Here is a 20,882-nt window from a genome sequence, read left to right as displayed (position 1 = left end):
GAACTATGAATCCGAATTATCAAGTACGTTTGGGTAAATGGCTGAGTGAAGGTTGGACGATGCTGCGTCAGGAGTGGGCGGCATGGACCGGTATCAGTGCATTGACTTTTATTCCGGCCGGATTTGTCTATATCATGATCCAAATGCTTATCGGCCGTTCGCTACAGATCGGCCCTAACGAAAGCCTGACGGATTATTTTCTTCGCTCCATGGAATCGTCGTTTGCCGTCAATATGCTCACGCAATTTGCTATGGTATTTATTATCGCCTTTTTTATGGGCGGCGCTTTTCGGGCGGCATTTCGCCAAATTCAGGGCGAGTCCATTTCCGTTAGCGATGCTTTCTCCGGTGTGGATATTTATGTATCGGTATTAGTCGCAATGCTTTCAGTCAGTTTGTTTAGCATGATCGGCAGCATGTTGTGTCTATTTCCCGGTTTGATCGCACAAGGACTTTTGTACTACGTCGTACCGATGGTCGTTCGTGAAAATCTTCCGCCATTGGAAGCCTTGAAAAAAAGTTTTGAAACGACCAAAAGCGATTGGGTCATGTACACCGTCCTTTGGATCGTAACGCAGGTGCTGGCGTTTCTTGGCATTCTATTGTGCGGAATCGGTATTTTTATTACGGCCCCTTTGATAGTGACCACGACAGCCGCAGCATACAGAGACTGTTTTGAAATCAAAACGGAAGAACCGATATCTCGCGTGGACGCATTATACTCAAAGTCCTGTATTCGATGCGGAGCTTCCATAGATGTCCGCGCATCGTTTTGCGATAAGTGCGGCGCATCACAAGTATAATAGAGGGAGGATGTATGGGAAACACGGTAAAATTTGGCGATTGGATTTCGCGCGGATTTGATTTGCTGCGCAAAGACTGGGGCACGTGGGCTCTAATGGGATCTCTTTATTTCGGCCCGCTAGTCGTCGCAATCATCATGTTATATGCCAGCATTTTCGCACTCCCCTTTCTCGGAAAACACATGGATCCGGATGTGGCTTTGCCGGGTATGGTAATGTTCGGCCTTCTCGTTTTGGGAATCGGCCTTTTTATGCTTTTCCTTTTACCGGGCATGTACCTCACCGCGCGTAAACAATTAAAAGGGGAGTCCATCTCCGTATCGGATGCCTTTAGTGGTGGCGGCCATTTTTTCACAGTATTAGTTATTTGTCTTGTATATGTTTTCGCCGCGTGCATCGGATTCGTTTTTTGCGTTTTTCCGGCTTTTATCGTCGGCGGTTTTTTTTATTTGGCCATACCCATCGCTGTATACGAAGGCCTGGGGCCTATGGAAGCTATTCAAAAAAGTTTTTCCATAGCCAAAAAAGATTGGCTTATGTTTACACTCTTTGCTTTGGTTGCACAAATCATCGCACAAGTCGGTTTATATGCGTGCTATATACCGATCGTTTTTTCAATCGGCTTGCAGTTTACATTTGCCGCAGTGGCCTACGAAGATTGCGTAAATCCGGCAGCCGCCAATGATGCGCCTACCTTTACCGGCGCGGTTAAATATTGTACGACGTGCGGAAAACAACTTCGCTCGGAAACCAATTTTTGCGACAATTGCGGCGCAGCGCAGGTATAGGCAACCAAAACCATCGTGGGGAAACCAAAAAAAATAGCCGAACCTTCGCTCTATCATGCCAAGATCAAAGACTGGTCTTCGCAAGACCGACCGCGGGAAAAATTAGAACAACTCGGTGCCGCACGATTGAGTTCCGCCGAATTAATAGCTATACTCATCGGCAGCGGTACGCGTAATATTACAGCCGTTGATTTGGCGCGTGCGCTCGAAAAGGAATTCTCAGGCCTTGCCGCACTGGCGCGGTGTTCGACGCACGAATTGCGCCGTTTTAAAGGCATCGGTAAAGTGAAGTCCATCAAATTGGCCGCGGCTTTCGAATTATCCCGTCGCATCGAGGCTCAAAGCGATGCTAAAAAAATCCGTGTACGTGCGCCGGAGGATTTATTCAAACATTATATGCCACGGTTACGCGATCTTAATCGGGAAATTTTTATGGTGGTATTGCTGGACAGCGCCAATCAGATCATACGTGATTGCACGATCTCCGAAGGCACACTCAATGCCAGTTTGGTACATCCCCGCGAAGTTTTTCGAGCGGCGATCGAATATATGGCGGCAAGTATTATCCTCGTACATAATCATCCCAGCGGAAATCCGGAACCGAGCCGGGAGGATATCGCGGTCACCGAACAGCTCAAAGAAGCCGGCATTATTATGAGTATCCCCGTTCGCGATCATATCATCATCGCGGGACGTCACTATACCAGTTTAGCCAAATCAGGATATCTTTAATCATGATCACATTTGTCCAAGGCCTAGTGGCCGAAAAAGAACCGACACGCGCCGTTATTGACGTACAGGGTATCGGCTACGAACTTTTTATACCCGTGAGCACCTACGAAAAAATCCCGGCCGTAGGCGCGGCTTGCAAGCTACTGACGTATATGCATGTGCGCGAAGACATCATGCAGTTGTTCGGCTTTGTAAGCGCTGAAGAGCGCTCGTTTTTTTTACTTTTGATTTCCGTCTCCGGCATCGGCCCCAAGTCCGGCATCAGTATGATGTCCGGCATCGCGATCCGTGATTTTAAAGCCGCTGTCCTCAACGAAGACGTACAATTGCTGACGGCCATTCCGGGTATCGGCAAAAAAACTGCGCAACGTATCGTCGTCGAACTCAAAGACAAAATCACCAAAATGGGCGACGTCGCATCAACCGCTAAGCTTACCACATCATCGGCCAACCTGCAGGTCGCCGATGAAGCCTTAATGGCACTGATCTCTCTCGGCTACTCCAAACCCGTCGCCGAAAAAGCTATCGCTCGCTTATTACGTGAATCCGGTGATAAACCGTTTGCTCTGCAGGATATGATCAAACAGGCTTTACGCCTCGCCTCAACAGGAGCATAATTCGTTATGATCAAAAAGTTATTCATATTTGTTTCATTATGCCTGACGACAACGATTTGGGGGCAACAGATCCAATATCTGCATGACGAATTTTCGGCGCTACCGGGCGACTCATTAGCCGAAATGGAAGTTTGGAACCAGGTGAATGTCGAACGCGCCAAAGTTAAACTTCCGCCTCTCGTGTGGGATAAAGCCTTGCGCTCAGCGGCCCGGCAACATTCCCGTGAAATGATGGCACTGGGTTATTTTTCTCATACTTCCCCTACCGCTTCACTAAAAACCGTATCCGACCGCGTATATCGCACGGGGGCATCGGACGCATCGCTCGGCGAAAATATTGCTTTGCATAGCGTGGATGGCGGATATCGCAGCATCGCCGATCAACTGATGAAACAGTGGATGAATAGTCCCGGCCATCGCGCTAATATATTGAAAGCGGAATTTACGCATATCGGTATCGGTATTGCTTCCTACAAAGACAGCGTGATCAAAGATACGCTGATCCGCGGCGCCAAAACGCGACTCGCGCGTTATACGATACGTCATTACGGTACGCAGGTTTTTTGCGAACGCGATCTTATGATGGATTCTTTATTTATCGAAAAGCGCAGCGATGATTTTCTCGTGTTAGATCTGCAATTTCAATCGGATCGCAGTATGCTTGTTGCGGCCAGCCCGCGCGTTCAGTTTGTCAACGCGATCGGCAACAGCGTGCCTATACATATCGAAATCCCCTATGAACCCGGTATGATTCTTACGCTAGCCCGCGCCAGTAACGAGCAAACCAAAGAATATGCTTTGTTTTTTCAGGACACCGTCAAAAGTGTCCTATCGCTCACACAGGCCCTCAGTCCGTCGCCCGTTCTTTTGCAGCGCAAAGACATCGCCATCGCCCGCAAAGAAAAATGGTTTCTTCGCGGCACCGCACGTCTAGTGCATCCTACATTAGCTACCGCATGCCATGTGTATATCAACAAAGATGGTTACTACATCGCGCGTAAACGAGGTGATCGCATCGAGTGGAGCATTCCCATCGAAGCAGATGCCGATACAGCGCTGTACGCTTTTGCGGTAGGTAAAGAGATCCAAAAAACCATAACCAACCAGATATACATCAATACGGCGGTTCTGGACTATCCCGACGCTAATCCGGCTGAAAAAGCACGATCGGTTTTTGTAAAAAAAATTACACCGTGAACGTTGGAAGATTTTAAGTCGTTTGCTTCGGCGGGGTAGAACGTACGTCCTGATAACCTTTGGTGAAAGGGCGATGAAAAATAATATCCCAAAAATAATTCATGATATACCGCATGAGCACGCGAAGAAACCCCTCCGCATAATAACGACGTGCCGACGTATAAACATACGCCCGATGAAAAAAACGAACACGGCCTTCCCGACTCATACGGCGACCGATCTGCGTATCTTCACTCCAAAATTCCAACCCGGTATCAAAGCCGCCTATTTTATCCAGCGCCTTTTTTCTCACGGCAAAATTACCACCGTAAAAAACACTGCCTTTATTGAGTATGCGATTGATTACCAATTGGTTCATCGGAACCAAAGTCCAGTGATAAAGCCATAAGATCAACCGCCCGTACCATGTCCAGTCGTGATACTTATAAGGACCCGACATCGCAACAAGTTTGGGATCGGCTATAAATTTCTCTTCGATCGTTCGTAAAAGATGTTTGGGGATACGCGTATCCGCATCAATATAGATCAGGATATCGCCTTGCGCATGGGCGTTACCGCACTGACGCGCTTTGGTGAGGCCTTTTTCCGATTCTGTAACAACTCGGACGTCGGGAAACGAAGAGGCAATCTCCGCCGTACGATCCGTGCTGGCGTTATTGACAACGATAAACTCTATCGGGTTCGATGGACGGTCGGCTTTCATCAATGCCGAAAGCGTTTCACCAATAATCGAGGCTTCGTTGTAGGCGGGTATGATCACACTGATTTTCATCGTCATCTGCAAATATAAGTGCCGATACCGACTAAGGCAATAAGCGTCTGCAAAGTACACCGGTTATTCTCTATTTGTAACCAAATTAGGAAAAGCGTATTATAGCGCTATAATCCCTTCATTATAACTGCATTAACTTTATGGCCATCCATATACGCTTAGCATCTGTTTCCGACACGGATATCCTTGTTCACAATAATGCCGCCATGGCCAAAGAAACTGAAAATAAAGAATTACCGCGCCATATTTTACGCGACGGCGTAACCAATTTGTTTCGTCAGCCGCAATTTGGTTTTTATTTACTCGCCGAACGGCCCGATGGCACGGTCGTCGGACAACTCATGATCACATACGAATGGAGCGATTGGCGAAACGGAGTTTTCTGGTGGATTCAAAGCGTATACGTTGACCCGGAATTTCGCGGCATGGGTATATATCGCAAATTATACCAATATGTACTTGAGCAGGCACGCAATAAAAAAGACGTGTGCGGCATACGACTATATGTGGACAAAAGTAATCGCAAAGCCATGAATGTATATCATCGTTGTGGTATGAATGAAGCGCATTATGCAATGTATGAAGTGGATTTTGTTTTGGGTTGATGGATCACAACAACTTTGCAACTCTGAAACATTAGGCCTGATTTTTCCGTTAATAAAACTTAACATATCGAACACTATACCAACTTTGAAGAGCAGCTTATGAATGAACCGCAAGACGATGCCGGTGAATTGCCGGATCCATCACGCCGCGCTTTCCTCAAAGATTTCGGCCTCTCATCTCTGGGCGCTGTCGCCGCTAACGGCGGCATCATCGGTGCACTGCAAGCTTCCTGTGCCAATCCGACGCAGGATATCCAAACACTGGGCCCGGACGCAACGGACATCACATTATCCGTCAACGGCAAGAAACAATCCTTGCGTGTCGAACCACGATGGACATTGGCCGAAGTGCTGCGCGATCATCTCCATCTTACAGGCACTAAAACGGGATGTGAACGCGGAGCCTGCGGTGCGTGTACAGTATGGATGAATGGTAAAACCATAAACGCATGCCTCACCTTGGCTGTGGATGCGATCGGGTCCGAGATTACGACCATCGAAGGACTTTCGGATGGTACGTCGCTGCACCCGCTACAGCAAGCTTTCATCGAACATGACGCGTTACAATGCGGATTTTGTACGCCGGGTATGGTGATGAGTTGTGCGGCCTTGCTTCGCGATAATAAAAACCCGTCCATCGACGACGTAAAAGATGCGGTCAGCGGAAATCTTTGCCGATGCGGCACATACAATCACGTTTTTGAAGCCGTACAGTCGGCCGCAAAAAACATGAAATAACAAAATTGAGTAATTTTTATGCCTAAAAATATCAAGCTCAAAACCGGTCATTCCGGAGTATGGACGGAAAAAAACGTTTCCCTTCCCGATAACGTCCCGAAACCATGGGATGCGGATGACCGTTTGCAATTGGTTAGCAAAAGCCAAACTCGTCTGGACGGTCAGGCCAAAGTAACAGGTTCTGCACGGTATACCTTCGACATTCAATTGCCGGACATGTTATATGCTCGGATTTTGCGCTCACCGCACGCTTCAGCCGTCATTCGCAAGATAGACACCTCCCGCGCCGAAAAATATCCCGGCGTGCGCGCGGTGATACGTATACAAGACACGATACCACAATTCGTACGATTTGCCGGTCAGGAAATTTGTGCCGTAGCCGCGACTTCATCACACGCCGCCAACGAAGCACTTAAACTGATCGAAATTCAATACGAAAAACGTGCGGTTATTACCACCATTCAGGATGCAATGAAACCGGGTGCATCGCATATTTTTGACACGGCCGTTGAAGAACAAAAATCGGAAGGCGATGAACCGACATCCATCGGATCCGTTACGCAAAAAGGCAACTTGCGCGGCCCCGCCGTCAAAGGCAACGCCGCTTCTGTGGATGCCGCGTTATCATCCAGCGCCGTAACCGTAGATGCTGTTTATGAAACACAAGTGCAGACCCATTCGGCAATGGAAACGCATGGTGTCGTGGCGTTCTGGGAAAGCTCGGACAAACTTACGGTGTGGGCTTCGACACAAGGCACATTCAGTGTTCGGGATGAATTAGCCAATGTTTTTCAGTTACCCAAAACACATGTACGCGTTATTACGGAATACATGGGCGGCGGATTTGGTGCAAAGTTCGGTGCAGGAGTATACGGCATCGCTGCGGCTAAATTGGCCAAAATAGCCGGTGCACCTGTACGCCTTATGCTGGACCGAAAGGAAGAACACATCGCTGCAGGCAATCGCCCCAGCGCGGTGCAAAAACTTCGTGTCGGTGCTAACGCGCGAGGTGAAATCCAAGCCATCAAATTAATTGCGCACGGTACGGCCGGCGTTGGTACAGGCTCCGGATGCGACGGTCCGGCGATGAATTTGTATTTTGCCGTTCCTCATAAATACTCCGAGCAGTACGATGTCTTTACCCATGCCGGTGCAGGCGCCGCATTTAGAGCGCCGGGTCATCCGCAGGGAACATTTGCACTGGAGCAATCCGTAGATGAATTGGCATACAAACTCAACATGGACCCGCTTGCCCTACGACGAATCAATTCTAAAACCGATACCGTTCGATTGGCTGAATACGACATTGGCGCGAAACGTTTCGGTTGGGACCGGCGCGCCGTCCAACCCGCCAGCGACAAAGGCCCGATTAAGCGCGGTTTCGGAATGGCCAACGCCGTATGGTATTACATTTACGGTACCGGATTTCAAGCTACCATCGAAGTGCATAGCGACGGTTCCGTCGAAATGACCAACGGCGTACAAGATATTGGCGGCGGTATCCGCACCGCTTTGGCAATGGTCGTCGCGGAAGAACTGGGATTGCAAACGAAGGACATCGTCATCAAAATCGGCGATACACAGTACGGCCTCGGCCCTGCCAGCGGCGGTAGTCAGACTACGGCGGGTATTACCCCGGCAGCGCGTCATGCCGCTTATCTTGCTAAACTCAAAATGTTTGAAATCGCCGCACCTATGCTGGGTGTACCATCGGACGATTTGTCCGTTGCCGACGGCCGCATTTTTTCCCGCCGCGATGCGTCTAAAAGTCTCGCATGGAAACAAGTTGCCGCTAAAATCAGCGGTGATAAATTTTCGGTTATCGGTGAACGCACACGCGATTACCTTACACTCAGCCCGCCGTACATAGCCGGTGTACAATTTGCAGATATCGAAGTGGACACCGAAACCGGCATTATCAAGGTTAATCGTATCGTCGCGGTGCACGATTGCGGTCGTGTGATCAATCGGCTGACACTGGATAGCCAGATTCGCGGCGGCGTGATACAGGGATTGAGTTATGCTTTATTTGAAAATAGAATTTTAGACACGTATACCGGCCGTATGGTCAACGCCAATTTTGATCAATACAAAATTGCCGGAGCCAAAGATATACCGGTCATTGAAACGGAAATACTGGATGTCTACACCGGCGCTTCCGCTACGGGCGCTATGGGGATCGGCGAACCTGCTACGATACCGACGGCGGCGGCTATAGCCAATGCCTTTTTTCACGCAACGGGTAAACGCATTCGCAAACTCCCTATGCATGCCGCCCATGTACTGGAAGCGCTTCAGTCGTAACGAAACATCTGACACTTCAGCAAGATCAAAAGGTTTGTACATATGAATAAATTTGAATACCTACAGAGTGCAAGTTTAGACAAACTTTTGCCCGTACTTCAAGAACCGAACACCACGATAAAAGCCGGCGGCGTGGACATTATCGATTTGATGAAAGAAGGATTGACAGCGCCTTCGCGCTTAGTCAGTTTGCGCCAAATCTCGGCACTACAAAAAATTTCCCTGGATGATGATCTATCCATCGGAGCCGGCACTACGATAGCGGATATTTCCAACGTAAATAATATTTACTCCGGCCCGTTTCGCGCTTTAGCTCAGGCTTGTGCAAGTTTGGCGACACCACAAATCCGCCATACCGCTACGATCGGAGGCAATCTCTGCCAAAGACCACGCTGCTGGTACTTTAGAAGTCACGAATTTGATTGTACACGCAAAGGCGGAAAAATCTGTTACGCGATGAACGGTGAAAACACGTATCACGCGATTTTTGGAAATACCGACGGCTGCGTTATCGTTCATCCCTCGTCGCCGGCCGTGGCTTTGACAGCGTTGGATGCTCGCCTGAAAATAAAATCGTCCAAAGGCGAACGCGAACTTGCAATGGATCAATTTTTTGTTACTCCGGCGAACGATATTACAAAAGAGAACGCGCTCCAACCCGGTGAAGTCAACACGGAAATATACATACCCGAACCGCCGAAAGGCACGATCAGTTTTTATCTTCGACAAAACGAAAAACAATCGTTTGATTGGCCGATCGCGGAAGTTGCCGTTGCACTCGCTATCGAAAACAACATCTGCCGATCGGCGCGCATCGTGCTGGGTGCAGCAGCTCCGATACCCTGGCGTTGCACCGATGCTGAAAACCTTCTCATCGGCCAGACAATCACCAAAGAGTCTGCCGCGCGCGCCGCGAAAAAAGCTTTATCAAACGCGACGCCGCTATCCAAAAATGCGTACAAAATTTCCGTATTGGAAACCGTGATCCGACGTGCTTTGTGTTTTGCGGTCGGTATTGATCCTTTGCGATAAACTGTATTAGTTTTTACATCAAACAACCACGAAAGGTTTTATGGCTAAAAATATTTTTTCCGTTATCGGCGGTATCATCACAGTGATCGTAATGGTGACTATCGTTCAAAACGTCGGTGCCACGATATATCCTCCCCCCGCCGATTTCAATCCTAACAGCGTTGAAACGCTGGAAGCGCACTTGCGAACACTTTCCTTAGGCGCATTTCTTTTTGCGGTGGCGGGTATGGCGCTGGGTTCTTTTATGGGCGGTCTCGTAGCGTCCTGGATTGCACCGGAAAACGGTTACCGTAATGCGATCATTGTCGCTGCATTTTATGTGGTTTTCGGTGTCATCGGTATGCTCATGATCAGTCACCCTATTCAATATTGGGTCGCCAATTTTATCACCTACCTGCCCTGCGCATTACTTGGTCATATCACCTTACAGCGCGCCGTTAACAAAAAAAATCAGGAACTTAATTTTTAATCAAAATGAACGCACGATCAGATTGTAAACATATTCGCACTAAAACCGCTTACGTTACGGAACCGGATCATCATGACGCATGGCGAACGGATGCTTCAGCTACAGCGCAGTACTGGTGTTTGCGAACGATGTTGACTTCCGGGCCGGATGGCTCCTACGTCGCGCCGGAAACTTGCCAGCACGGAAGAAGTTGTTTTGAAGATGTAACGCTTTGATGTAAGGATGTGGATTTTAGATACGTTTTGATAAACTATACGGCAGAGGCTGCGATTTTAATTTGAAATAATGACTATCGTTTTTGGGATCGCGGCGCTTTGAAGACCGATCCGATCGGTCGCTTTGAATGTAAATGTATAACTCCCCGCTGGCGGTGAAGGATTGACCGAAACTCTTTCTGAGTAAACACCATCATGTGCCGTCGCATCTCCGTTCACACCATCATCACGTAAGGCTAAAACCAGATTGCTTGGCGTCGTACGCGTCACGGATGCTATATCACCCAAACCGTCCGGATCGGAAACCGTAACGGTTATTAAAAATTCACTCACCAGACTTGGGTTTACCGTATCGGGAGCCGTCACTAAGATAACTTCAGGCGGATGCGTGCGATTTGGATTCTGTTCTATAAACACCGACTGCTTGTCCGTCGCTCCGCTCTTCGCTTCTGTCACGATGACTTGCAATTCAAAAAAACCGCTGTTGTGATCCAAAAGAGCTTGCGATTTGATCACTCCGATATAGTTGCCGTCATTGGCCTTCACATCTCCGGCAAGACCGTCGTCATGCAAATTCGTTTTCCACACATCCGATAGCACTTGGCCGTCACCATCAAAGATTTTAGCTTCAATCTGTAGCGTGCTCTCATCGGCATCATAGGTATAAATTTTTACTGTATCTGTCAACCCTACGACGGCAGGTGCGAGTATACGCGTCACCAATGGCGATTCATTGGGCGGCGATCCACTTTCCGGCGAACACGCTAAAATCGCTATAGTTATAATTATCCACGTCTTACGCATACGGATAAGATAATGGAAATTTTTACGGAATCAAAAATTATAATCCATCCTATAAATGAAACCATACGCATGTCGATAAAAAATACGCCGCTACTGACCTCCGTCATTGCTCCGCCAAAGGCTACACTGTACTTTGATTGTGAAGGAGGTGTCTTATGGAGCATACTATCAAATATCCGCATCGTATCGGAGGATGGTTATGGTTATTAGGTTTATTTCTGCTGATTAATCCGATTCGTATATTGATCGCACTCAAACAAGTGTCATTACCCGCTGCGAATGTCTTGGCATCCAACTACCTTGCGTACGCAGAAGTCACCGTTACGCTCTGCTATCTTGTTTATGCGATCATGGTGCCGATTTATTTTTTCCGAATGGATCGTCGCACCCCAATAATGATCATGATGCTTTTACTGGTCAATCTGGTTTTCGTCGGTCTGGTCGGTACATCAGCACAGTGGTTGAGTTCAGATACAAATCATAATGCCTCATCGGTACGTTTGGCCGAATTTGTAATAGGCGCGATGATGTTCATCGTATGGACTTTATATTTGATGAAGTCCGAAAGAGTGAAAGACACGTTTAATTAGGCATTCACTCGGCTACCGACGATTTGAGTAAGCCTGTACATATCTCTAAATTGTAAATTGCGAATCACGCCGATTCGTCCTATCTTACGTGTGTCCTAAAGACAGACTTATATCTTCCTGTCTGTATTATTTTACGGTTCACCATTTTCTCATTTTTTAAATTTCATTTCATACACCTTAAACGCAGGAATAGCGGTATGTTTAAAATTATCCCCTATCTTTTTGTTTTCACGGGTATTTCGCTCTCCATCTGTTCACAGGATTATTACGACACGGGCGATTATACGGCGATGCTGACCCAAGCGGAAGAAACTGCATCAGCGGACGGAAAAAAAATACTAGAGACCGGCCGAACGATGACATTGACCAATGCGGAAATACTACCGGGCAGTTGTTGGGATTATGCCAATGCGGTTTTTGATCGTGCGGGTTATGTGTGGGGAAAACGCGAAACTGTTTTCAAGTCGGTCAAAGCCGGCCCTTTTGTTGATATTGAAAAAATCAAAAACGGAGACTGGTTGTATTATATCAATCATTCTTATGGAGATATTGAGCACAGTGCTATTTTTGTAGAATGGATAGATAAAGAAAACAAACTGGCTTTGATGCTGAGTTACGGCGGCGAAAACCGGCAACAACCCGCACGTTACCTGCCTTACGATTTGCGCAGTGTCTATGGTATCACACGCGCTAACTCCAAATTAGGCGAAGACAAACCGACCCCTAAACCAAAAACCGTGACAAGTACCAATGTTGCCCCGGTTACAAATGCAGTTTCGAATACAGGCAATAATACGTCTGTAAAAGCCAATAACAGCAATGCAACTACTAATAAAAATGCAGCACCATCTGAAACCCAATCAACGCCTGCCGGCGGCAATACGATTGACGGTATGCTGGTGGAATCTTTGCGAATCGGAACCGGCGTAGCGAATATGGAAATTACCGGTGTGGCAGATACTTTCTCTTCCTCGACTACAGAAAAAATTTATTGCTGGCTGCGCGTCAACGGAGGCCAGGGAAAAACCGTCAAAGTGCGATGGATTCACAATGGAAACTCCCTCGGTGAAGTGCCCTTGGACATCCGATCACAATCCATGCGCACTTATGCATTTCGTACCGTCAGCGGACGCAAAGGAAGCTGGAAGGTTGAAATTGTGGACGCACAAGGGCGATTGCTCCGCGCGACGGACTTTACCGTTAACTGATTTTTTAAATCATCGTCTGAGATACACTTCGTAAGTATACGTGATCTTTCGGGCGTCGCCTTTTTTCAGATTAACCTCCCAAGTCAATGTTGTTTCGGGATTGATCGCACTTCCTGACTTAACGTTGACTTTACTTTTGGGTTCGGCCGTTGCTTCGCGCAGTTTACCGGTTATGGGGCGCGTTATTTTGAGTTTGACGTCTTTATCTTTGTAGTTGTTCAGATTGATCTCGCCGGATATGGTAACAAGATCATACGAATACCCATCCTTTTTTTTCTGATCTTCTTTGCGCTCTGTTTCACGTTCCTCTTCCGTAACATAGATATCGGGCGAGGTCGTTATTTTGACGTGGGTTGTTGATTTGGCCGGTGCGTACTGCAAAATATCCTGGCCCAAAGCTTTGCCGTTTTGCATGGTCAGCGCGGCACCGGTCGTCCACGGCATAGCTGTTTTATTTTCTAAACGAATGGAGTGCCACACTTCGTAAGGCTCTTTGCGTGCCGGGGTTTTATCGTAGAGATACCCCTCTTGTATATTAAATGCATTAGGGAGCGTTACTTCATAGACATGTTGATAAGGCACCGTAGCCGAGAAAATATTGATCTGTGCGCGCTCATTTTTTTTCAGTGAAAAATCAGGTAAGTTATAAAAGAAAAGGTCTTCTACAGTCGTACCTCCGACAGGTGTAAAATTGCCCGCATCGGCTTGTCCTGCGCTCATCTCATAACGAGCAACTTGCGCGGCCATCATCCGATTACCATAATTATCAAAATCAGGGCGACGTGCATCATAACCTAACGCAGACAGGAAATCACTGATCGGCATCGGTGTGGTAAGCGGTGATAACGTGTTGGCAAATTCAAAATGCGGGTAACCTACGACCAGGTTAACATCGGCTTTTTCAATATCCTGGATATCATTGACTACCGTGCCGGATAAGATGATTTGCGCGTTTTTATCATCAACGAGATCTATCTTGTAACTGGGCGTCCACCCGATCTGGTTTTGAAAATAGACCATTTGAAATCGTGCGGCATTTGCTGCACTATTGGTCTTTATGCGCAGCGCCATCGCTTTGGTCGTATCGGAAAACGTACTCTGAAAAGACTCCGGAAACTCGGCATGCATCGCATACCACGTATTTAATATCATCGTCCCTTTGGTCGTACGCAATACAATAACCGGTTGCGATACTTCGCCTATGACACGCTCTAAAATCCCTGTGTATTCAATTGCCTTTTCCCCGCTTTGGCGAAATATCACCTGTTTGCCGATATTGGAGATTAATATTTCATACAATGAAGCAGGATCTCGGCGATTAGCAAATTTTTCTTCGATCGCACGTAAACCGGATATTTGAATGTTCTTGTCCATAGCACCTACCCACAGCGTTCCAAACGCGGTCCGGGGCACATCTGTGATTTGCGCTTCACTGCTACTCATACTGAGGTTTCCTTCGGCGACAAAAAAACCGTTCCCGTTTTTAAAAATATCCACTTTGACAGGCTTTAGCACCTGACGTGTGGTTTGAGCCGAAACGGTAAGGCTCGCCGCTAGGAACAATAACATCATTTTTTTCATGACCATTCCTTTCGTCATATAAAAAGAAAAACCATCCCGAAAAGGGATGGTTTTTGAAAACTACTTCGCAAACAGACTAGTTGCCTTCTTCGGCCTGAATCTGTTTTTGTTTACGGATAGCACGCATACGATCGGCTTTGCGGCGTTCGCTCGGCTTCACATAGTGCGCTGTATCGCGCAATGTGCGCATAAGACCGGATTGTAAACATTTACGTTTAAAACGCTTGAGCGCTTTATCAAAAGGTTCGTTTTCGCCGACTTGGACGGTGATCATGAGGTATCCTTTGGTTTAGCTTTTTATATTAAGTAATTGTAAATAATAAACTTAAAAATATAAGAGCTGATAATAGCTAATATGGGCTAAATATATATTTTTTATCACTGAAAGCAAGGAAAATGTTGGTCAAATAAAAAACCCGGCTAAGCCGGGTGCGTAGTATGTATCAAACGAATAGCAATAATTCAATTTAGCGTGAAAGATAAAGCTCAATACCAAGTTCGACATGTTTCAAATCAAGATTCAATCCGTAATTTTTGTTTTTGATCGCTAACGAACTGGGAGCTCCTTTAGGTTTTACTTCAGATTTACTATAGTAAACACGTCCCATTGTTAGCTCAAGCGCGACTTTATTTGTAAGTTTGTAAGCGATACCGGGGCTCAAATTAATACCGTATGATACGTTCTTCAATTTTTCGGATTCATTGTCTTCCGGATAATCATCGTCTGTATAAGTGAACTTGCTGGTTCCAAAATTATAAAAAACTGAGGCGTCGAAAAAAAACTCGCGTTGTCGTTTAAATGGTGGTAGTTTGTTACAAAAGGTTGGATTACAATGCGTGGATCTGACGTTGTTTGTTTTTCCGTATCATATTCAAATTCAACTTTTGTGTTTTGATAGCCGATACCAATGCCTAATGCCATGTTCGGCGTGATAAAAACACCTACGCGCGGCATCAAAACTATTCTCGTATTGGTATACCCCCCCACTAAAATTTTCTCCTAGAAAAGAAAGTTCTTCGGGTATAGTTTCTGAAACATTGTAACTGAAAGCACCTGAAATCAAAAGATTACCTTTGTCTTGTGCATAACTTATTTGCCCCATAGACATCAATACAATTGCGATAAAAGAAAGTAAGTGTTTCATGGAATTCCTCATTTTTTTTAGAGATTTAACTACGCACCCACAGATTAAGATAAATGGCAAAGAATTTCAATCTTTTATTAAAAGTCGTGACTCCATAGAAATATCGTTTAAAAAAGGAAATTCATAAGCTTCCTTTAAAACGAGGATTTTTGAACAAAGGCCCAAATAATGACGATGGGTGTGAGATAAATCGCAACTTTTCTATCTTCACGGGAGACGGTTGTCTTAAATCAGCACAAGAAACTACTTTCGCTGCATTTACTCACCATCATCTTTAAGCGACGATTTATTTGACCGTAACATCTTTTCTTAATTCGATTTTCTGAATAAAAAAATTCCACTTGTGAAACCCTCTCCAAGTGGAATTTAAAGTTTGCTTTGCAGTAAGACATTTAAGGTTTTACTCTGACGTAATCTACATGTTTATATTTATAGATACCGCCTTCGTAGCTTGAAGGAGCAAAAATCAAATCAATCGTTACTTTACCTGATGCATTAGTAGTTCCGCTACCATTAGCATAATCAGCCAAATCAGGCGATCCCGGCGATCCGCAAGCTGTACGGTAATAAGCTTTGGATTCTATATTAACTGAAAATCCGGATACCGGTATTCCGGTTTTTTTGCTCGTAATGGTTACAGTCGCTTTCACTATTAATGCTACAATACAAGTCGAATCTTTGGAAATGGACACATTTACCGTATCAAGTGCCGTGAGAGAACCCTCGTCCCCGATCGAATCATCCTCCGAACATGAAATCACAATCAACGCTGTTATCACTATTAGTGGAATCAATGCTTTTGCTACCATAAATACTCCCTTTTTTTTGGAAATTGACACACCATGAGATTAGAGATAAAAAATACGCGACACATTTATTAGTTTTTAGTTTAAAAAACAACATGAATTTTTACCTCAACCGATTATTGTCATGGTATGATATTTTGCCAGATAATTTCGAAGAGGGAGAATCTCTTCATTGATCTACACCACACCGATGTTTGCTTCGAAAATTATGTAGATTTGAACATATTAAAAAAAAAGCCCCGCTGCCAACAGTCAGCGAGGCTTGAAATACCTGAAGTCTGGATAAGTTAATTCAAAGCGTAAGAGAAGCCTGCGCCGACAGTGTACCATGCTACAGAAAGTTTATAAGCACCTGATTCAAGTGTGATCACACGGTACTTTCCTTCTCCGTTGACTGAAATTTTATCATTGAGTTTATAGCGATAACCTCCACCAGCAACTACGCCGAACGACGAAGAACTTTCCTTTTTTCCAATGCTCGGATCAACTGAGAAAGTTGTCCACGTAACGCCCAGCATGGCATACTTACTATCATCAACATTATAAACACCAACCGCATCAATGGGGATCAATGACCATTCATCACCGCCGGTTTTGTAACTTGAAATATTTGCGCTGGCGCGTGCACTGATTTTGTCTGTGATACCATATTCGAAGCTGGCACCATAACCAAGACCAAGACCTCCAAAATTCAACTCCAACGCGGGACGCATACTTCCGGCTTTCATTTGTGCATTGGTTTGAATCGCTGTGGCTAGCATAACTAACAAAGCGAGAACAACTAATTTTTTCATGTGTAACTCCTACATTTAGTTTATTATAAAAAAGAGAACCGATTTTTTTAAGTAACTATGTGATTTTTAAAATGTGAAGAACCGATAACACTTATCAAATGTATCAAGTCTTATGCCAAAAAATGATTTACTTTTAAGTGTTATAAATTATAGATTTCAATTGTAACATTATATTAAGCGTCGCAAAAATGTACCAATACACTTGTATCAGTCCGTCGCGCTATTGCGACATGGTTTTTTTTATCCTGATTTATATCATCGCACCGTTACTATTATCTTATAGCGCAGTGGCTCAGGATTCTGTTTCTTTTGTTTATACCAATAATACCAACGGATATATCGAAGCATGCGATTGCGGAGAGGAACCTTTGGGTGGGCTTGCACGAAGAAAGCTTATATTCGATAACATAAGGAAAAACGAGAGAGCGGTTATTTTTGTAGATGCCGGAGATTTTTTAAATCAATTTGGTTTTTCTCCTCAGCAGGATTCTATGACGATACGATTATACGAATTGCTTTCCTATGATGCTGTAAATCCGGGTGATAATGAGTTTGCCAATGGATACGATTTTTTTGAACGTATCGTATCCCGATCTAAGTTACCATTGACTTCATCTACACTTTGGCATGATAACCGACCCATTGCTCAACCTTATCAGATCGTAACTAGAGAGAACTATAAGATCGGAATCATCGGTTATACACCATTTTCCGCGTTTCGATATTTTCCGAAAAACAAGCAACCCGGAGTACACTCTGTCAATGAAAGAGAACGTTTGAATGCAGTAATAAAAGATATTCGCTCAAGAGTGGATATTCTTATTGTTTTGTCTCATGCCGGTTCAGAAGAAGACAAGTTGATTTTATCGGATTTTCCGGATATTGATATGATCGTCGGTGCACACGATCAGGTTGAAATCGAAGAACCTATCGTCGACGAAAACAGGTATATCGTACAAGCCGGCGGCAATGGCACTAAAGTCGGAAAGCTTACATTGTATTTGAAATCCGGTAAAATAATAAACCACACTAACCGGTTTTACACATTGAGTGAAAATATCACGGAAGATGCAGAGATGAAAAAATTGATTACACGTTTTAAGAAAGCGAATAAGAAGTAATTTAAAAAAAAAGATTGCCTCAATCCGTTACACACACATCTACTCATCAAACAATTCATCAAATTTTCGGGTCCAATGATGAATAGATCCATCTAAACTTTTTTGAGGCAATCTTTATTCGTTATAACATATAAAATATAAAACTACATTTCTATTTTTACGCCCATCGTCGGAGCGACACGAAATCCGCGTTTGTCCAACTTTCCGTTTTGATACTGAAAAAACTCCTCGTTAACATTGAGATGGCCGTACATATTGAGAATATCCACGAAGCTTACCACGGCAAAACGTCCGATTTGCTTCCGATAATCCACACGAACATTCCATGTGTGAAAATCATCCAGACGATCCCCGTTGTTACGAATGATCTCTTTGCTGTAACGCATATGATCCGTATCATTAAATACATTTTCGTGAATCACATACGTGTCCTTCGGGCGACCCGTCGCGTATTTCCATTTCGTCGAAAATGACCATTCTTTGTTAAATTCGTACCCGAATAAAACATTGAAGATGTTGGGCTGAGAAAAATCCGAATTGTACCATCCTTCACCGTTGTGGTCATTGCGACGGCTTGCCATACGTGAGTAGTTGATCTGGCCATACCACCGTTGTGCAAACCGTTTGACAAGACCGATGTCCACCCCGCGTGCCCAACCTTCGCCCTGATTGGTACGCAGATTGGATGTACGATCCGGTTTTACGATAAGATGATCAAGTTTTTTATAATACCCTTCGATCGTAAGTTTGACATCATTACCGAGATAACGTGTACCACCGGCAATGAGATGCAATGCTTTCTGATTTTTAAGACTCTTATTTCGCGCATCACTACCCGTAACATCCAGCTCCGGCGCTTGATAATACAAGCCCGTAGCGCCATTGAGCGTCGTTCGCGCACTCAAAACATAACTGATGCTCACGCGCGGCGAAATGGCGTGCCGTCTATTGAACGTACTGTATTCATACCGCACCCCCGGATTGAGTGTAATTTTTTTGTCCGGCGAATAACTTAATTCTAAAAATCCTGCACTCTGATAGCGTGTCTGTTTGTTCGCATAACTCGTCCTTGCCGGGTCACGCACAAGATACAATTGGGATATATCTGAACGGTAATCATCTTTATCGTACACAAAGGTCGTATCCCAACCGTTTTGTTTGAGCGTATTATCCATGCTAAAGCGGTTGATTTCTACGCCGGTCATAGCTGTAAGATGAGTGAAAACCTGGTATGTAAATTGCGATTTAGCACCCAACTGTTGTTCGTTGAAATCATACACATAAATATTATCCCGCGTTCTCACTTCGGACCGCGCAGGGGCGATTCCGTTTGTTGCGTCGGTATAGGCGACTCCGCTTTTAAACGGGTTTTCCCTGTGACCGTAATAAACGACCGATTCCATAAAACTTTTTTTACCGGTAAGCCAGCGCCAGTTGAGCCCGATCAGATATTTTGTTTCACCGCCTTCAGCTAAGTCATTGCCATACAGATTATTGCTTTCGTATACGTGCGACAGATTTCGATCAAATAAATCATCCGCATAAATGCCGAGAAAGGACAACTTATGTGCCGATGCGATGTCTGTCGTCGTTTTTACGATAATATCGGTATAGCGCGGATGGCCGAGATCTTTTTGACCGGTCCATTTCAGAATATTATTAAAATCCTGATGACGTGCGCTCAGAAGAAGACTCGTTTTTTTATGAATATACGACGGTCCGTCATAATTGATTTCCCAACCGATCGCGTCATAGGTACCATTGACCGTCGGCGTTTCACGATTTCCCTCTTTGATGTGCAGATCAACGAGTGAAGCATTTTTACCTCCATAACGCGCGCCGAACCCGCCGGCCTGAAAATTAGCCGACTCGATCAACCCCGGCGTGAATATGGAAAATCGCCCGCCCTGCGCTTCCTGCTCTTCGGTGCCCCCGTCAAAATGAGAGACTTTACTAAACGGAATGTTATCTACGAGAACAATGTTATCCCGTGGGCTTCCGCCACGAACGGAGAAACTTGAAAACTCACCACCGGACGAACTCACACCGGGCAAGGTTTCGATCGCACGAAAAATGTCTCCGGTAGCTCCGGGACTGCGCCGAATCTCTTCACGTGAATAATTATAATTGGATACCGGTGCCGATTTATCCTGCTCAAACCCCGAGGCCTCGACGGTTATTTCTTCCCCGGCAATGGATGACTCCTGCATTTCAATCTCGCGCACATACGTGATTTTTCCCCGAACGACACGAATATCGGTTTCAAAGTGCGATTGGTAACCAATGTAGTCCAATTGCAATTTATACACGTTTTCACTTAACCCGGAAATAGTATAAACGCCATTGATATCGCTGATGGCTCCCGTTGTGCTGCCCACGATACGCACTGATACGCCCGCTAAAGGTTGTTTACCGACAGCATCTAACACTTTACCTTTTATGGTACCTTTTTCTTGCGCGCCCAAATGCGCAATACACAATACGCTCAAAATGAGAATAACACGTTTCATAATAGCCCTTTCTGAATGATGTTTAGTTTTTATGTGTAATTATCTATTAAA

General features: G+C 45.3%; 23 protein-coding genes. 14 read left to right on the top strand and 9 right to left on the bottom strand.

The genetic code is table 11. From position 1 onward, the window contains the following. The first annotated feature begins 5 nt into the window (after positions 1-5). From HUU58_09735 to HUU58_09715, 5 genes are read left to right on the top strand one after another with little or no spacing between them, the layout of a single operon-like run. A complete protein-coding gene (locus HUU58_09735) occupies positions 6-803 on the top strand; it encodes a hypothetical protein (GenBank protein NUN45954.1) in 798 nt (265 codons plus the stop codon). Between the two features lie 14 nt (positions 804-817). Next, positions 818-1,591, top strand: coding sequence for a zinc ribbon domain-containing protein (locus HUU58_09730; GenBank protein NUN45953.1), 774 nt, complete (start codon positions 818-820; stop codon positions 1,589-1,591). A 33-nt stretch (positions 1,592-1,624) separates the two neighbouring features. Next, entirely contained in the window at positions 1,625-2,323 is a 699-nt protein-coding gene (gene radC, locus HUU58_09725; GenBank protein ID NUN45952.1) for a DNA repair protein RadC, read from the top strand. Between the two features lie 2 nt (positions 2,324-2,325). Continuing rightward, the gene (gene ruvA / locus HUU58_09720; protein ID NUN45951.1) at positions 2,326-2,940 is read left to right on the top strand and encodes a Holliday junction branch migration protein RuvA; all 615 of its coding nucleotides are present in this window, start codon (positions 2,326-2,328) and stop codon (positions 2,938-2,940) included. Between the two features lie 6 nt (positions 2,941-2,946). Next, positions 2,947-4,137 (top strand): CAP domain-containing protein, encoded by a 1,191-nt coding sequence (locus HUU58_09715; protein NUN45950.1) that lies wholly within the window; start codon positions 2,947-2,949, stop codon positions 4,135-4,137. Between the two features lie 13 nt (positions 4,138-4,150). On the opposite strand, the gene HUU58_09710 is transcribed toward HUU58_09715, so the two are convergent. Next, positions 4,151-4,909, bottom strand: coding sequence for a glycosyltransferase (locus tag HUU58_09710; GenBank protein NUN45949.1), 759 nt, complete (start codon positions 4,907-4,909; stop codon positions 4,151-4,153). A gap of 140 nt (positions 4,910-5,049) precedes the next feature. On the opposite strand from HUU58_09710, the gene HUU58_09705 reads away from it, so the two are divergent. The 6 genes from HUU58_09705 to HUU58_09680 all read left to right on the top strand — a co-directional run bounded on the left by HUU58_09705 (position 5,050) and on the right by HUU58_09680 (position 10,272). After that, positions 5,050-5,514 carry a GNAT family N-acetyltransferase gene (locus tag HUU58_09705; protein ID NUN45948.1) on the top strand — a complete coding sequence of 155 codons (465 nt, stop codon included), beginning with the start codon at positions 5,050-5,052 and terminating at the stop codon, positions 5,512-5,514. 99 nt (positions 5,515-5,613) lie between these two features. After that, the gene (locus HUU58_09700) at positions 5,614-6,252 is read left to right on the top strand and encodes a (2Fe-2S)-binding protein (protein NUN45947.1); all 639 of its coding nucleotides are present in this window, start codon (positions 5,614-5,616) and stop codon (positions 6,250-6,252) included. Between the two features lie 18 nt (positions 6,253-6,270). Then, complete coding sequence (locus tag HUU58_09695) at positions 6,271-8,556, top strand: xanthine dehydrogenase family protein molybdopterin-binding subunit (GenBank protein NUN45946.1); 2,286 nt, start codon at positions 6,271-6,273, stop codon at positions 8,554-8,556. A gap of 42 nt (positions 8,557-8,598) precedes the next feature. After that, entirely contained in the window at positions 8,599-9,588 is a 990-nt protein-coding gene (locus HUU58_09690; protein ID NUN45945.1) for a xanthine dehydrogenase family protein subunit M, read from the top strand. Positions 9,589-9,628: 40 nt separating this feature from the next. Next, the gene (locus HUU58_09685) at positions 9,629-10,057 is read left to right on the top strand and encodes a hypothetical protein (protein ID NUN45944.1); all 429 of its coding nucleotides are present in this window, start codon (positions 9,629-9,631) and stop codon (positions 10,055-10,057) included. A 5-nt stretch (positions 10,058-10,062) separates the two neighbouring features. Next, positions 10,063-10,272 (top strand): hypothetical protein, encoded by a 210-nt coding sequence (locus HUU58_09680; protein ID NUN45943.1) that lies wholly within the window; start codon positions 10,063-10,065, stop codon positions 10,270-10,272. Positions 10,273-10,329: 57 nt separating this feature from the next. Here HUU58_09680 and HUU58_09675 read toward each other — a convergent pair whose 3' ends face one another. After that, on the bottom strand, positions 10,330-11,076 hold the full coding sequence (locus HUU58_09675; protein NUN45942.1) for a hypothetical protein: 747 nt from the start codon (positions 11,074-11,076) through the stop codon (positions 10,330-10,332). Positions 11,077-11,231: 155 nt separating this feature from the next. On the opposite strand from HUU58_09675, the gene HUU58_09670 reads away from it, so the two are divergent. Both HUU58_09670 and HUU58_09665 read left to right on the top strand, forming a co-directional pair. Then, positions 11,232-11,666: a DUF2569 family protein gene (locus HUU58_09670; GenBank protein ID NUN45941.1), complete on the top strand. Its 435-nt coding sequence runs from the start codon at positions 11,232-11,234 to the stop codon at positions 11,664-11,666. 197 nt (positions 11,667-11,863) lie between these two features. Beyond that, entirely contained in the window at positions 11,864-12,874 is a 1,011-nt protein-coding gene (locus tag HUU58_09665) for a DUF2914 domain-containing protein (GenBank protein NUN45940.1), read from the top strand. Between the two features lie 9 nt (positions 12,875-12,883). Here the strand turns inward: HUU58_09665 and HUU58_09660 are convergent, their stop codons facing one another. The 6 genes from HUU58_09660 to HUU58_09635 all read right to left on the bottom strand — a co-directional run bounded on the left by HUU58_09660 (position 12,884) and on the right by HUU58_09635 (position 17,200). After that, the gene (locus HUU58_09660) at positions 12,884-14,455 is read right to left on the bottom strand and encodes a hypothetical protein (GenBank protein NUN45939.1); all 1,572 of its coding nucleotides are present in this window, start codon (positions 14,453-14,455) and stop codon (positions 12,884-12,886) included. Positions 14,456-14,531: 76 nt separating this feature from the next. Next, positions 14,532-14,729 (bottom strand): 30S ribosomal protein S21, encoded by a 198-nt coding sequence (rpsU, locus tag HUU58_09655; GenBank protein NUN45938.1) that lies wholly within the window; start codon positions 14,727-14,729, stop codon positions 14,532-14,534. A 193-nt stretch (positions 14,730-14,922) separates the two neighbouring features. After that, positions 14,923-15,117: a hypothetical protein gene (locus HUU58_09650; GenBank protein NUN45937.1), complete on the bottom strand. Its 195-nt coding sequence runs from the start codon at positions 15,115-15,117 to the stop codon at positions 14,923-14,925. Between the two features lie 216 nt (positions 15,118-15,333). Further along, a complete protein-coding gene (locus HUU58_09645; protein NUN45936.1) occupies positions 15,334-15,600 on the bottom strand; it encodes a hypothetical protein in 267 nt (88 codons plus the stop codon). Between the two features lie 392 nt (positions 15,601-15,992). Continuing rightward, positions 15,993-16,409, bottom strand: coding sequence for a hypothetical protein (locus HUU58_09640; GenBank protein NUN45935.1), 417 nt, complete (start codon positions 16,407-16,409; stop codon positions 15,993-15,995). 284 nt (positions 16,410-16,693) lie between these two features. Then, positions 16,694-17,200 carry an outer membrane beta-barrel protein gene (locus HUU58_09635; GenBank protein NUN45934.1) on the bottom strand — a complete coding sequence of 169 codons (507 nt, stop codon included), beginning with the start codon at positions 17,198-17,200 and terminating at the stop codon, positions 16,694-16,696. A gap of 230 nt (positions 17,201-17,430) precedes the next feature. Between HUU58_09635 and HUU58_09630 the strand changes: the two genes are divergently transcribed. Next, complete coding sequence (locus tag HUU58_09630) at positions 17,431-18,321, top strand: bifunctional metallophosphatase/5'-nucleotidase (protein NUN45933.1); 891 nt, start codon at positions 17,431-17,433, stop codon at positions 18,319-18,321. A 143-nt stretch (positions 18,322-18,464) separates the two neighbouring features. Here HUU58_09630 and HUU58_09625 read toward each other — a convergent pair whose 3' ends face one another. Continuing rightward, positions 18,465-20,831, bottom strand: a complete 2,367-nt coding sequence (locus tag HUU58_09625; GenBank protein NUN45932.1) for a TonB-dependent receptor — start codon at positions 20,829-20,831, stop codon at positions 18,465-18,467. Positions 20,832-20,882: the final 51 nt, after the last annotated feature.

It is taken from the genome of bacterium (assembly GCA_013360215.1).
Taxonomy (GTDB): domain Bacteria; phylum CLD3; class CLD3; order SB21; family SB21; genus JABWCP01.
This window is presented reverse-complemented; position numbering and strand designations above follow the sequence as displayed.